Annotated in this window: 15 protein-coding genes; 2 read left to right on the forward strand and 13 right to left on the reverse strand. The window is 45.0% G+C overall.

The annotated features are described in order from the left end of the window. Window positions 1-12: 12 nt before the first annotated feature. The 11 genes from EXN75_RS04270 to EXN75_RS04320 are packed head-to-tail and all read right to left on the reverse strand — an operon-like array spanning window position 13 to window position 9,311. The gene (locus EXN75_RS04270; protein WP_134842899.1) at window positions 13-1,848 is read right to left on the reverse strand and encodes a hypothetical protein; all 1,836 of its coding nucleotides are present in this window, start codon (window positions 1,846-1,848) and stop codon (window positions 13-15) included. Further along, window positions 1,848-2,147, reverse strand: coding sequence for a hypothetical protein (locus tag EXN75_RS04275; protein WP_074027658.1), 300 nt, complete (start codon window positions 2,145-2,147; stop codon window positions 1,848-1,850). Before EXN75_RS04275 ends, EXN75_RS04270 begins: the two co-directional genes overlap by 1 nt. 11 nt (window positions 2,148-2,158) lie before the next feature. After that, window positions 2,159-2,986, reverse strand: a complete 828-nt coding sequence (locus tag EXN75_RS04280; protein WP_134842900.1) for a M23 family metallopeptidase — start codon at window positions 2,984-2,986, stop codon at window positions 2,159-2,161. A 20-nt stretch (window positions 2,987-3,006) separates the two neighbouring features. Beyond that, entirely contained in the window at window positions 3,007-3,666 is a 660-nt protein-coding gene (locus EXN75_RS04285; protein WP_118416628.1) for a hypothetical protein, read from the reverse strand. Between the two features lie 18 nt (window positions 3,667-3,684). Next, a complete protein-coding gene (locus EXN75_RS04290) occupies window positions 3,685-4,359 on the reverse strand; it encodes a hypothetical protein (protein WP_134842901.1) in 675 nt (224 codons plus the stop codon). A 20-nt stretch (window positions 4,360-4,379) separates the two neighbouring features. Continuing rightward, complete coding sequence (locus tag EXN75_RS04295; protein ID WP_134842902.1) at window positions 4,380-5,078, reverse strand: hypothetical protein; 699 nt, start codon at window positions 5,076-5,078, stop codon at window positions 4,380-4,382. Next, a complete protein-coding gene (locus EXN75_RS04300) occupies window positions 5,059-5,547 on the reverse strand; it encodes a PH domain-containing protein (protein ID WP_134842903.1) in 489 nt (162 codons plus the stop codon). Before EXN75_RS04300 ends, EXN75_RS04295 begins: the two co-directional genes overlap by 20 nt. A gap of 30 nt (window positions 5,548-5,577) precedes the next feature. Next, window positions 5,578-6,735 (reverse strand): toprim domain-containing protein, encoded by a 1,158-nt coding sequence (locus EXN75_RS04305; RefSeq protein WP_134842904.1) that lies wholly within the window; start codon window positions 6,733-6,735, stop codon window positions 5,578-5,580. Between the two features lie 12 nt (window positions 6,736-6,747). Further along, complete coding sequence (locus EXN75_RS04310; RefSeq protein WP_134842905.1) at window positions 6,748-8,289, reverse strand: hypothetical protein; 1,542 nt, start codon at window positions 8,287-8,289, stop codon at window positions 6,748-6,750. 12 nt (window positions 8,290-8,301) lie between these two features. Next, entirely contained in the window at window positions 8,302-8,526 is a 225-nt protein-coding gene (locus EXN75_RS04315) for a hypothetical protein (RefSeq protein ID WP_134842906.1), read from the reverse strand. Window positions 8,527-8,552: 26 nt separating this feature from the next. Continuing rightward, window positions 8,553-9,311 (reverse strand): DUF4099 domain-containing protein, encoded by a 759-nt coding sequence (locus EXN75_RS04320; RefSeq protein ID WP_134842907.1) that lies wholly within the window; start codon window positions 9,309-9,311, stop codon window positions 8,553-8,555. 283 nt (window positions 9,312-9,594) lie between these two features. On the opposite strand from EXN75_RS04320, the gene EXN75_RS04325 reads away from it, so the two are divergent. Then, window positions 9,595-10,248 carry a M23 family metallopeptidase gene (locus EXN75_RS04325; protein ID WP_187349070.1) on the forward strand — a complete coding sequence of 218 codons (654 nt, stop codon included), beginning with the start codon at window positions 9,595-9,597 and terminating at the stop codon, window positions 10,246-10,248. 9 nt (window positions 10,249-10,257) lie between these two features. Here the strand turns inward: EXN75_RS04325 and EXN75_RS04330 are convergent, their stop codons facing one another. Both EXN75_RS04330 and EXN75_RS04335 read right to left on the reverse strand, forming a co-directional pair. After that, entirely contained in the window at window positions 10,258-11,466 is a 1,209-nt protein-coding gene (locus tag EXN75_RS04330) for a WG repeat-containing protein (RefSeq protein WP_134842908.1), read from the reverse strand. An 86-nt stretch (window positions 11,467-11,552) separates the two neighbouring features. Next, window positions 11,553-12,752 carry an RsiV family protein gene (locus EXN75_RS04335; protein ID WP_134842909.1) on the reverse strand — a complete coding sequence of 400 codons (1,200 nt, stop codon included), beginning with the start codon at window positions 12,750-12,752 and terminating at the stop codon, window positions 11,553-11,555. Window positions 12,753-12,990: 238 nt separating this feature from the next. Here EXN75_RS04335 and EXN75_RS04340 point away from each other — a divergent pair, with 238 nt between their 5' ends. Continuing rightward, window positions 12,991-14,136 (forward strand): site-specific integrase, encoded by a 1,146-nt coding sequence (locus EXN75_RS04340; RefSeq protein WP_134842910.1) that lies wholly within the window; start codon window positions 12,991-12,993, stop codon window positions 14,134-14,136. Window positions 14,137-14,235 lie beyond the last annotated feature (99 nt).

The following is a 14,235-nucleotide window of genomic DNA, read 5'->3' on the forward strand; positions in this document are numbered from 1 at the left end:
TTACGTTTTATCTTATCTTGAACGTTGGATGACTTCTCGCTGCTCTGCGTTTTCCATCGCCTCGTTTCTCACATTTCTCACTTCTTGCTCGCCATAGTTGCGTTCTGCCATCTGTCTCATCTGGTCACTCTTGGCAAGCACGGCATTGGCAAGGGTGTTGAGTGGTAAGGCTCCTGCTTGATATGCTCCAACCACATGCTCTGGCAGTTGGATGGTGTATGGCACTCGGTCGATGGTTGCCACCAAGCAATTGCCTTGCAGCACAGGGTTGGCTATTCGGGGATTCAACGGTTCGTCTGGATAGGACTTATATTGCACTGCTTGTGCTGTTGTATTACCGTATGATACAGCATTTCCATCATTGCCTTCCTGTTTGTTTGCCAATGCTTCATGTCCTGCCTTGTTCAGCAGATTGGCACCGCCCATACCGATGAGTGTCATCTTCAATAGCGGATTCTTCACGAACATTCCTGCAAGGATGGCGGCTATCGGCATCATATTGTCCTTCAAGCCTAATGATTGCGTCTTGCCAGTGAACAGTCCAACAAGGATGTCGGGCAACATAGCTATCACATAGCCGAGGTTATTGCCGATGTCGCTGAAACCGTCCAGTCCGAAGTTCTTCAACAGTCCTTCCCAACCGTTGCTGTTATCATTTTCAGGTTGTTCTTGCTGTTCTTCTTCTGATTGCGCTTGCTGTTGTTCATCAGTTTCTGTTTGTTGCGCCTCTGCATCTTTCTTTTCCTGGATGATGCGCTCTGCCTCTGCAACCTTGGCTGCGTCGTGCTTGGCTTTCTCTTCCAGATAGGCATCTTCCTTGCCGGGTGCCACTATCAGCGGTACATTCTTGTATTTCGGATCGTTCCGTTTCTCTTGCTCTTTTTGGAAAGGAAACTTAATACTGTTATCTGTCCATGCCATAGGTGTAAATGCTTTTTGTGGGATATGTATCTTGTTATGGAGTTTGCTGTTGAGCGTCTTGACATAGCCATTGTCGGTGGCATTCACTTTCTTGGCTTGTGAGCGAAAACCAGTGAAGGCATTGCCGTTCTGTCCGAATACGCCCTTGCTGATGCTCAATTCCATGGCTTGCTCTTTCCGCTGTTCTCCGTTTCCCTTCTTGGAATCGAGGACATAGCCCAATGCCATGTCGCTCCCCACCAAGGTTGCCAATGACTTCCAACTACCGATACCGCCCATAGTCACGGCATCCACTACCGAGGCGGTAGCCCTTCCAGCAAACTTCTCCGTCTTGCTTGGCTTATAGGCTTTCTCGCCACGAGCTTCTATCTCAGCCGTCAATGGTGACTTCATCAGTTCTTCTTGCAGTCCCCAGATGCTGTTTTGTGCTGCCTTTCGCAAGATGTACTCCATCGTTGATTTGGGTGTATTGTCCTTGACGAGTTTCCCAATCATCAGGTCTTCCATCCTTTGTGCAACGTATGCGTATGCCAAATCCTCGCCACAGGCTTTCGACAAAGCGTCGTATTTGCTTCGTCCAATTTCCTTCACCACGGCATTGCGCCACTCGCCAGCAAGAAGAGCCAAATCCTTCACGATGTTTTTGTCCTTCCATATTTTCTGGTTGCACATCGCCAGATAGTCCTCCGTGGTTTTGCTGTTCCATTTGCCTGTTTGCTTTAGAACAAACTCGGTGTTGTCGGCATACGGATTGGCAGAAGCAAGCACTCCTGCCAAACTGCTCTGGTATCTGCCTCTTTCCTCCAGTTGCTTGTGAGTCAAGTCATCTCGCACCTGTTTCATCACAGGTGCCAGCTTGCCGTCAAAATATCCTTGAAGGCAATACTCCAGTTCTGCAAAGCGTGTCGGGTTCTTGATAGTACTCATTATAGCGTTACGTTTAGTTGACCTAATATCTGTTCTCTTGTCTGCTCGATGGCTTGGTGATACACTTCCATCTGCTTTGGAAAGTATTCCTCCAGCCAAGAGTCCTTCTCTATTCTGTCATGGATGAAGAGGATGGCTTGCTGCAGTTCTATCTCCACGGAGCATTCTCCTTCCTCTCTGTTGTTGAACCACGCCTTTGTCCACCATCTCACTCCTGCACGGTCGGGATAGACGCTCACCAACCTTGGAATATCAAAGCTCTGCACATCGATGTCCAGTTCAGCAAGCGGGTCGATGATGCCACTCGTCCTTATGGCTTCGTCATGGAGTTTTTTTTTAGAACTTCGCTCAGTGTGGACAGATAGATGCCATGCCGCAATGCCAGATAGTTCAAAAAGTCCGCAATCAGCAGGTTCTGCACCTTGCAAACCAAGGGCATGGCTCTCTGCCCGATGCCTAACGGATTGCTGATGGATGGCATAGCTTCATAGAAATAGTGTTTCGCCGCGGACAAGGTAAAGATGTTCCTTAGCGACTGCTCTGCATGTTGCGGTGTCACATACATACCTTTATACAGGTCTTCCATATACGATGGCATGAAGCGCAGCATCAATTCTTCTATCTCTTTCTGGTCTTTGTCATACTGTGTGGCTATATTCATGTCGTAGGTCTCAAACTCAGGAAAACCTGTCTTACCGGTCTGTTCCATTGCCTTCACATTGCCATATAGCATGGTCAGAAAATCAATCGGATTGATTTCCTTGCCGTCAAACTTCACCTCGAAATGCAGTCTGTCACCGCTCAATGCCACGATGTTTCCTGCCTTCACGGTTTGTCCGAAGTTCACGAACACGTTGGCAAGGTGGGCGTAGGTCACTTCATATTTGCCGTAGCGTATCACTTGGTAGATGCCGTGTGTCGCATCATTGCCAATGCCCGATACCGTTCCGCTTGCCAAGGCTGACAGCAGATAGTGGTTTGCCTCAAAGTCCAGTCCGTGGTGGAAGAATGGCTCTCCAGTTACAGGATGCTTCTGTTTTCCATATCCAAGTGTCAGTTCCACGTCCTTGCCTCGCTCCTCAAAGGGCATGCAAAAGCCGCTTTTTGATTGCAGCATCATCTCTTCTGTATATCTCATGTTGTTGTCGTTTTATGTTTTTATCGTTTCATGCCGCCACTGCGTGCGGTCGTTTCTGCTTCGTTCACATTTCTTCCTTGACCGCCATCACCACTGACGATGTTCTTGATGTTGGAATTGTTGCCGATGAGCATCATGCCGAGCATGGCTCCTGCTATCTTGCCAAGCCATCCGAAACGTCCGAAAGTGAGGAACGCTGCTGTTACCAGTCCTGCAAGGCTCAGTCCCGACACATTTCCTTTCCCTAAGTTCTTGAAGAAGTTGCCGAACATCTCCAGTCCGTTGCCTCCGAAGATGCCACGGAAGAAGTTGCTCATTCCGCTCCACTTGCTGTTGATGTCGCCCATGGCACCATTCACAGCATCCACAGCTTCTCCAGCCTTGTTCTTCAGTCCTTTCACGTCTTCCACAGCTTCGGATATTTTCTCCGTGGTGTCTTTTCCTACCACCACATCACTGGCTATCTCCACCATGCTCTTGTCGTTGACAAGGTTCTGCCATGCCACATATCCTGCTGCGCTGCCCACAGCGGCTGTTTTCATCGCACTTCCTGCGCCTTTTAGTGCTTGGGTGGGATGCACAGCCGTATTGCTTGCAGATTTCAGTCCTTGCTTGGCGACACTACCTGCACCTTTCAAGGCACTGCCGCCATACTTTGCTATTTTTGCCCATATACTCATAGTCGTATCTTTTTGTTGTTATTTGATATTTCTGTTCCGCTTCCATCTGTTCATGCAGTCCTTCACGATGGTTTTCTTGTCAGCCTTGTCGTGGCTGCCTTCCTCTATCTCTGCCCAGATGTCCGCCATCGAGGTGTACTTCACCGCCTTGGTCAGCCGTTGCAGCTTTTTGTTCATTACCTTCAGCTTGGGGCGGATGCCGAAAACGATTTCCACTCGTTCTTTCTCGGTCATCTTGTTGCCCGACAAGCATACAAGCCTGATGTCATTTACTATCTCCACGCTGCCCATAATCAACTCCCGATAGATCTTGTTGCGCTTGGCTGACAGTGCCACAGCAAGGGCATTGTTCGTATGTTTATCCAGTTGTTTGGTGAATCCTCCCAAGTTATCCACCAGTCGGTCTATCTCGTGATAGAAGCCATATACCTGTGCAGCATACACCACGATGGAACGGAACGAGTTCAAGTAGTTGTTGAACTCTCGTTGCAGATTGGTGGTTCCTTCCACTTCCTCTTTCAACCATATATGACCAGTGGTCTGCATCAGCATCACCTTCTCCTGGTTCTTCAACTCCTTTTCAGCCTTGTCTGTATATGCGTATATCATTCCTGCCAACACAGGGTCGTTCTGGGCTTGCACCTTGCAGACGGAAAGCAACATTATGCCAAAGCAAAATATCCATGTTCTCATACTCAAATGTTTTTATATTATTATGGTGTACTGACTTTGGCAGCTCTCCGCCACCGCCCCAATGCTTGCGTAGCAATCTCACCATTACTTCTGTCTATCATCCCTGCCGTGACATTGTTCCACACATCACTCATTGTATAGTAGCGGATGCTCAGATACAGTTTGTTGAGCTTCTTTTGGAAAGCAGATAGTTTGTCGTTTAATGCCCACAAGGTCTTGGAGCGGTCTGCTCCTGTCAGCATATTCTCTGTGCCCCCATTCGCCACGGCATCGTTCAATAGATTGAAAACCGATACCAGTTCCGTTGCCGTCTCGATATACAGGTTGTTCATGCTCATACTTGCCACAATGCCCTGCGGATTGCCCTTAATGGCTGTCTTCAACTTGGCGAGCGTGATGAAAATTTTCACGCCATCATCATACAGATGGGTACATGCTTTCAGCGAAGAGGCATAGCCGTTCACTGATTTCAAGTAGCTGTTGTACTTCTTCTCCCATTTGTGTATCTGGTTAAACTCAGCAGCCATTGTATTCTGCAACAACGCCGTCTTGGTCTGTCCGTTGATTTGCTTTTCAATCTCACTGTTGATAAGTTCATTGCCTTCTGCCAGTGCCATCCATTCCAAGGGATTGGATGACACCAATTGTGCCTTGGCTTTCGATGCCGTTGCTATGCCGATAATTGCTATCAACCATATCTTACCTATTTGTAATCTCATAGATGCTCCTCCTGCGTTTGCTGGTTTCTACTCGTTCTCTGATGGTTGTCACCAGTTCTTCTTTCATCGGTACTCCAATAATGTCAAGTCTTGGTGTCGTTCTGTCTCCAGAATATATGCTCACGGTTTTCAATCGGAATAGTTGCTGCATGAATGTCTGACTTTCATTGAAATCCACCACACGATACAGTTCCTGATAATCTACTTCCCGATGAAACACGCCATGCTCAAACACTAATTGTTCGTTACTGATGATGTACCGCATCCTGCATAGATAGACCATTCGATATGCCAAACATAGGGAAAGCAAGAGCGAGAGGACAAACACAAAAGTGGAGAGGACGGCATCATCAATACCTGCATATACAAAACCTACACTTATAAGCACAAGCAAGTGCAGCTCGTTGATGACGAACTGCATACAATGGGGCTTGATGATGATGTTTCTATACCGATATGTCTGCTGCATAGTTCTCCTTTTTGATAATGACACCGTGCTTCATCTGCGAAAGCCCGATGTCTGTTCCTCTTTTTCCTTCTGTTTGGCTTGCTCTTGTTGCCTCTCAGCCTCTTGCGCCTTGGCGAACTCGAAATAGTCGAAGTCTATCTCTCCTTGGTCTATCAACCGTTGGTCTCGTTTGCCAAGCAAGGCATCGTTCCAATCCTTGTATTGTCCTAAAGGATGAAAGGCTTGCACCGTGAAGTCTGCAAATCCCATTTCCTTGGCGATTGCTTTGAAGTTCTTCACAAAGCCACGTCCTGCCTCGTCTTTGTCAAAGCCCAAATAATGGTTCGCTTGTCGGGTCTCTTCCAGCATTCCCTTTATTTGCCCCTTTGTCGGTGTACCTCCTGTCGAGACATACACGCTCTTCACCGGGTTGATTTGGTACTCTGCCATGGCATCGTATGCACTCTCAAACCATAGAATATTTGTGGTTTCTTTCAATGGCTTACCTGTCAGGTTGGCTATCCACAATCCTTCACTGCTGTTGCTTCCTTCCGCCTTGCCCTTGTATGCCTTGCCGTCCTCTCGTCTCGGTCTGCCTCGCTCTTCCAATCCAACGATGCTGTCCGGCTTGGACGGCAAGGATAGTGGAAAGGCGAGATTGGCAAAGCTCAATCCGTCATTTCGACGCTTGGTCGCCAAGAAGAAATGCTTGTGAAAGGCGAACTGGGTCCCAATGTTGATGCCTCTTTCCTTGAAATAAGGATAGTGTTTCCGTTGGGCGTCCTTTTCCCTTGGATTGAAACGCAAGATGTCATAGTCTGACAGGTTGAAGGGCTTGGCATCTCGCTTGGGTTCTGCCACTCTGCTTTCACGCACGTCAATGGGATTGTTCAACAGTCTGTTGCATACCACATTCACCAGTCTGTCCAATGACATCCCTGGCTTATAGTCATCAAACAGCATCGGATGCTCCTTGATGAAACCTATCACGTTGTAGTTCTTCTGCTCTGGTGGCTGAAAACAGCACTTGCCATTGCCTGTGACAATAAACTTGTCGCCTCTCACTCGCTGTCCATGACTGTCCACCTTTACATACGACGGATAGCGCAAGCCATCTCGTTTGTTCAACTGATAGCCTGCGTCCACCAGCAGCTCCTGTATGTTCAGACGCTGTAAGAAATCATTATATGTCAGTTCGTTGTTTGCCATAAGCGTATTCCGTTATAGTCCTTTCCCCATGTGAGGATGCAATACTTCTTGGTTCATGGCAGCCTCAAAGTTTCTCGCCGCCACATCCATCGGTGTATCTACTCCTGGTTTGAAATAGGGGCGAGGCGGTGGAGGTGCTGCACCATGATGGTGGTCAACAATCACCACCGGACTACCATGTGGTCGGTGTAGTTCACTGCCGACTTCGGCAGCAACACCCAATCCTGCTAACAGTGCAGCTCCTATCTTGGTTCCCAAACTGGTACGGTCTTTCATATCCACCTCACCGAATATCTTGGAAAAAAGTTTCATGCGATGGTAGTCATCCACTGCCATGAACTTGTCATACTGCTTCTGCGTTATCTCGTGGCTTACTCGCTCACCGTTGATGATGGCTGTCATGCGGAACTTGCCTTCCTGCTCCGCTGGCTCCACTCGTATTTCACCGACAGTGACCTCTCTTCCGTGCTTGCCTTCACGAAACCAACCTTTGCTTTCATCCAAGTCCTGTCCATCCACGATGCCCACCTTATTGTTCATCGGTTCTTGCTGTACTTGCAATGGTTCTACTGTTGACTGCATCAGCATCCTGCCATCCAACTCCTGCTGCACCTCTGGACGCAAACCGATATGGATGCGCTCCTTGCTGTTGAGCATGTCCATCGTTATCTTGTCAGCGAAATCATCCTTGATGACATTGTTCAGTATCTCCAGTCGTTTGGCTACCGACACTTGCTTGACAGAATTATTGGTCAAAGCCTTCAACTCATCGTCGGTCAAGTCATACACCATATCACTCTTGGTGCTTTCTGATTGGATGGTGAGTGTCTTTGCCTTCTCATCGATGATGATACCGTGTGAAGACAGACATTCCTGCCATTGATCGTTGGAGAAATATACGGGTGAGCTTATCAATTCCTTGTAGGGTTTGGCTGGCTCTTGACTTCTTGGACGTGTTTCTACAGGTGTCATCACGGCTTGCAGGTTTTGTAATACATCTGCTTGTGATGCTACTTGTTGCTGTCCTTTATAGTAAAAGCCATAACCTCCAGAGGTTAACTCACCAGGTTTCAGCCTTCTGTCTGGTCTTTCCGCTACCATTGGTGCTCCTGCATAGAACATCTGTCCTCCGACTCTGCGTAGATGATAGCCGTCCTGCATTCTCGGTGTCCAACCCAAAAACTCTGGACTCCATCCTAACCGTCCGTACTCTCCTGCACCAATCCTATATCCATGCAGTCCCATTGCCACTCTTCCGTTGGCATTCCTCGCATGGACAAGGTTTCTCGGCATATAGAAGTCTTTGCCTATAATGCTGGTAAAGACATTGTAGGCCTTCTTGTTGGCAGAGTTGGTTCCCCAATCGGTCAATGCCAACATCTGTTTCTCGGTGAGGTTATAGGTCAGCAGTGGGGAGTCATGTCCCTGTACCGCTAACTGATAACCGTCACCATTGGCAATGATATGGGCTTGCATACCATTACGCATCAAGATGTCACGCATCTCTGGCTGCAAGTCCATCTGTCTTGGATTCAAGTTCTTTCTTATCGCCATAGCATGATTTTATTAAGCGTTCTCTTTTTCCATTCCTTGCTCTAACAGTTCGTCTTTGTACTTCACAAACTGTTCCGCACTCTTGTTGCCGATGCACAGGGCGTGTTCCTTGCAGTATTCTTGATACTCGTTCTGCCATTCCTCACTGAAATGGTTCACATAATCAAGCCAACCGTATTCACCGCTCTGTATCTTCTCTATGAGAATGTCTTCTGTATAATAAGGTCCTTTTCTCATTTCTTCCCAAAGTTTGATGTTTCACTTTACTTTCTTGCAACGGCAGAAGCATGTCTTCCAGCTGCTTTTTTCTGCTCATTCCACAGTTCTTCGGTATATTCTTCCTCTGGAACATAGTCAAGATTACCGTCATCATCCATTACCCAACAGCCATAGATGCCGAAAGTGTATTTGTCCCACTCTCGCTTGCCTTCCTTGCGCCACTGCTCACCATCGCCGTTGGCGAAGCGGATGCCTGTGTCGCTCTTCAGGTCGATGCCTACGGTCACAGGTTCGTCTTCTACGGCAAATGTCAGTGCCTCGCCATTTTGGATGCTCTTTAGCTCCGTTCCTCCAAGACAGAGTTCGTCAGATAGTACCTGCAAGTTTCTACCAATCACAGGTGTCGGCACAGCCATCACTTGGTTGGTCTCTCCGTCAATCTGTACAAATGCCTTGACATGTGCACCATCTGGCATATCCACATCTGCCACCACAGCCTTGCCCTGCTTCAACAGTTCCTGCTGCTCCTTGGTGAAATTGTTCAGTGGGGCATATTTCAACACTGGATAGAACATCACATCCACGTTACCGTCTGCCATTCTTACCAAGGTGAATCGGGTTCTGCTCTTGATACTGTAACCCTCGTTTACCTCCATGCTAACAGGCAGTACTGGCGATGGTCGACCATTGCTGATGTCTTCCAATGCATGCATCGGAAGGTCTTCTATCATCTCGTGGGTGAGTCCAAACTTTGCAAGTGTCTGATACGGCACTTCGCTTTCTTCAAATGAGTTTCTTTTCATATTCTGATTATATTTTGAATGATACTTTGCATATAGCCATGCAAAGACAATGCAAACGAGCGCAATGAAAGTTTACTTTCTTATTGCCGAGTGCAGTTTGTCTTATGCAAAGATAGCCCAAGAGTAATGAATACAAGAAAGCCTACGTTCTTCTGCCCAATCTTTTCCATTTTATTATGATTATATCATTGTTTCATACTCTCAATCATACTTTAATCTTATTTTATGTTATACTTTTACAGCATCGTGTATCACTCTTGATTTCTTTCCCTAACTTTGCACCATGAAAAGGAAAATAGTGGCATTATGGGTAATAGGTTGTCTGGCGGTATCGAGTGCAAAGGCGCAGTTCAACACCGTCAGCAATAACGTATGCCGTTACAAAGTCAGGAAAGTGGAGGAGAAGTTTCTACTTCCTGCCAATCAACCTGTAGATTCTATACAAGCAAATCTACTTCAACAGGAAACAGACTCTGTGGATAGCAAACAAAAACAGTGGATAAGCGGCTATCCAAGCATCACTTATCCACTGAAATCAATCAAAGTCACCAGTCCTTACGGCTATCGTCGTGACCCTATCACAGGAAAACAATCATGGCACAATGGTTTGGATCTTCGTGCGAAGAATGAACCTGCCTATTCCATGATGGAGGGTATTGTTGAAAAGATAGGGTATGACAGTCGTTCTGGCAATTATGTTACGTTGAAACATGGCAATTATCGTGTCAGCTATTGCCATTTGTCTTCAATCATAGTCCGTAAAGGAGAATATGTTTATCCCGGTATCATTGTTGGTGTCACTGGCAATACTGGTCGAAGCACAGGTAACCATCTCCACCTTACATGCAAAAAGGATGGCAAGAGTTTCAATCCCGCCATCCTTTTGAATCTTATTGAAAAGTCTTTTGCGTTGTCAGCTTTATCAATGAGTAAATGAGAGAGTCGTTTACCTAACTCTTACACCTTTACCATTCAGAACCTCACCTCTAATATCATCAGTTTTGCATAAATACAAGTCGTAGCCAATGGCTGTAATATCGCAATATCTTGGAGGAGTAATGATTTTTCCACTTGGTGACATCAATCCATACCAACCAAGTTCTGCTTCATATTTTTTGCAACTTGCAGTCTTTTGATAAGGTGTTGGTTCTGCTTCTGCCGTTTCACCTGTTAAATTACCCTCATCATCATAGTTCTTTGCCGTAGTATATCGTATTTCATCGGTATCATACAATAATCTGTCAACATTACTAATCAAGAAATCGTCAATCAATTCACCTTGCAAATTATATTTGCGAAGAGTGTGGTCTTTCATTGTTGCAGTAATGCTATTACCAGAGATCCAGAGGTCTGCTTTCATAAAAGGCAATATAGGTTTCAGATTTTCTGTAAGAACACTCTGCATACCTCCTTTGCTTACGACAAAGAAAGAATCCTTGGGCGAAATAGCATCATATTCAGCTTTCAACATCCAATTTCCTTTTTTGTCTATCAAACCAAATTTGTCACGTTTGTTGTTATGTATTACGCAATGCCCATTGTGAAATACATACCCTTCTGCACCAGTGATGTATGGAATATTCAAGTCAATAACGACATTTCCTTTGGAGTCGATGAATTTTATCATTCCGTTGTCATCTACTGAAGCCAAGCCATCAGAAAATACCCATGCGTGCTTGTACTGAGGCTTGATGGCTATTTCACCTGTCAGCATATTGAAGTAGCCACGAGCATCGCCGTTACTATAACAGACAAGCGAGTCGTCCCCCAATGGTTTTGAAATCCAATGTATGCCCTTGACAGTCTTCTTGCCATCACGAGTCTCCACATATCCATCCGTCTCATAGGCCCGGCTATAGTAAGTGGCATTTCTTGACAGGTACTGCGAGTCATAGTAGGATTCATCCAAATATTTCGCAGCATTCACTTTCTTGTAAACAAACTCGTATAACGCATTACCTCCAGCACATGCAAACACAAACATGATGAACGCAAAACAGCCTCCAACAACACGTCGAATAAACTTGCCATACTCAGATTCATCCTTCATTCCAAGTATCACGGTGAACCATTCTGCTGTTGCAGCAATGATACCTGTTAAACCTTTCCAAAATAAAACAATCGTTCTTTTTAGGGTTCTCTTTCTTTTTTCCATATTTATATGATATTTTGTGTTTCAATTATTTATCTGTTGATGAAAATAAAGTAGAAGAAGTAACCTGTCTCATCGTCAAAATATTGCTATTTGATGAATCTTTGCCACTTTGGTTTCAAGTCCTCGTGCTTGGAATAGTCGAACATCAAACATTTATTAGCTTCCTTGAAAGGTATAACTGCATGGTATTCGCCTGCAGCAAAGCAATCAATCTGATAAGGATGATATGTCAAGACAATGCCTTCTGGCAGTACGGCAAAGTGAGTCAAAGGAAAATCCTTCTCGGTAAATACCTTTTCGTTGTAACCATTCCATCCAGCCCAATCATCGCAAGAATAATTATGTACAAGAAATGACCGCATTACATCGTCCATACCGCTTGTATCAATCATTGGACAATGGAAAGAGAAAATGCTATGCGTGAAATCCTCCCATGAATTTTCACGTTCATAACAGAAATCGTATTCTGTCTTCAAGCTCTCCAATGCTAAATGCCGAAACTGTTGTACCATCGCAGGTTTTACAGAATTGTTGACATCAAGCAATCCGCCTCTTCGCTTGTCATATGTGATGTAATACTCACGAGGCAAATCATGAAGTCCTCCATTGTAAAGGCTTGCCCAATAATAGTATGTGGTATAGTCATCACAGTCTGCCACTTTCCTCACTCTTATATTGCAAGTCATTCTAAGCTCCAACGTATCTTCTATTTGATACTCTGCCAGACAAAGTTTCTCCCACAGCACACCATATTCATTCAAAGAAAGCTGTAAATCCTTTAACGATGCACACTTTCCAACAGGAATGCCCCGATTGTTTTCCAACTGATAAAACGCATCGTCTCTAATAGCAGCCATCATCCATTCCCGAATAGCCTTGTCAGACTCAGCATCACCTTTCGGTATATCCAAATCAACACTAAATCCAGCTTCCATCCGTTCGTACTTACTCCTTGGCTTGATATAATAGTTCTTTGCCAATCTTTCTGTTGTCGTATCGGGGGCATCACTCTTTTTCTTTGCGTTGTATAAGTCGCCGAATGAAACATCTTTTGTTTGTGCCCCTGCCACCAAAGTTACCATACCTTCTTTCTTAGGTTTGCGACAAAACACATCATCTTGGAGTCCAACACATTTTCCATCAGAGAAGCAAATCGTATCAGAACTTGTGAAAAGGTGTAAGTTTTTCCACTGACCAAGATAATAAAGTCCAGACGCACTGCATGGAGATGAGAACAATATCTTTCTATCCTTGATGTCATAAACATCATTGTCGTCAATGCTCACATAGTTGATGGTATTGTCAATATTGTGAAGTGATATATTAGAATGAAAGTAAATACCAATTAAGTGTAGTGTAAGTAGCTGTATATCAGTATATACAGGTGGTTTTATTATTCTGCTGTTGTTTCTTGTCTCTGCACTTGATTATTCTTTGTTTGTGCGTATTTTGTTTCTTGTTTGTTTCTCGTTTTGGGGGATTTTTAGTACCTTTGCAATACAAAATCAATAAGAAGAAACGGCTATGGCAAGAAACAAGAAAACATCAAAGCTTAAAGAGCCAATCCGTCTTAGGATGAAAGACCTGAGCAACGGAAATAAGAGCCTGTATCTGGACATATACAGAGACGGCAAACGTTCGTATGAGTACTTGAAGATGTACATCATTCCTGAAACGGACGATGAAGCACGCAAGCGGAACCAAGCTACGCTGATTGCCGCCAATGCCATCAAGTCGCAACGCATCATTGCTATGACGAATGGTGAAGCTGGAATTAAGAAAGCTGACGACAAGCCAAAAGTGCTTCTTGCAGATTGGTTGCAGACATACAAGGAAAGACAGAAAAAGCGTGGACGAAAGGACGAAGCGCAAATAAACACATCCATCCGTATTCTCACAGAAATGGGATGCGAGAATATGACAATGGATGATGTGGATAAGAAATTCTGTCAGGACTTCATTGATTACTTGCGTGACGGATATAAAACCAGGAAAGGTGAAAAAATCTGCACCAACACAGCATGTAACTATTATCGAGGAATGAATGGTGCGCTTAATGCTGCTGTAAGAGAAGAGTTGCTAAAAATAAATCCATTTACAAGACTTGGCAGCTCGGACAAACTGAAAGTTCCTGAAAGCAAACGTGAATACATGACCATCGATGAAGTAAAGAAACTGATAGCAACACCTATGGAGAACGAAAACATAAAGGATGCGTATTTGTTTTCTTGTTTCTGCGGACTGCGTTTCAGTGACATAAAAGGATTGAAATGGGAAAATATTTTCTGTGATAGCGGACAATACCGCCTACAAGTCGTAATGCAGAAGACCAAAGCTCCTATATATCTTCCGTTGTCATCAGAAGCATTGAAATGGTTACCTGTTCGTAATGGCAAAGGTGCGGACGAAAAAGTATTCTCGTTACCAAGTAACAATATGGTTAACCTTTTGATAAAGCCGTGGGCGGAGGCAGCTGGTATAACCAAGCATTTCACTTTTCACACCGCCAGACACACGTTCGCTACGATGATGCTGACGCTTGGTGCGGATTTGTACACAACGTCCAAGTTGTTAGGGCATGTAGACGTGAGAATGACGCAGGTATACGCCAAAATCGTTAACAAGAAGAAGGACGAGGCTGTTAATTTAGTTAACGGTCTATTCGATTAGGTAACTATGAGACACGACATAATACGAAATTTTACAATCAAACGCAAGACTCTGGCTACATCAGTGGTCAGAGTTTTTTGCGTTATTACATCACATCAT

Origin of the sequence: Segatella hominis (genome assembly GCF_004535825.1) — a bacterium.
Classification (GTDB): Bacteria; Bacteroidota; Bacteroidia; order Bacteroidales; family Bacteroidaceae; genus Prevotella; species Prevotella hominis.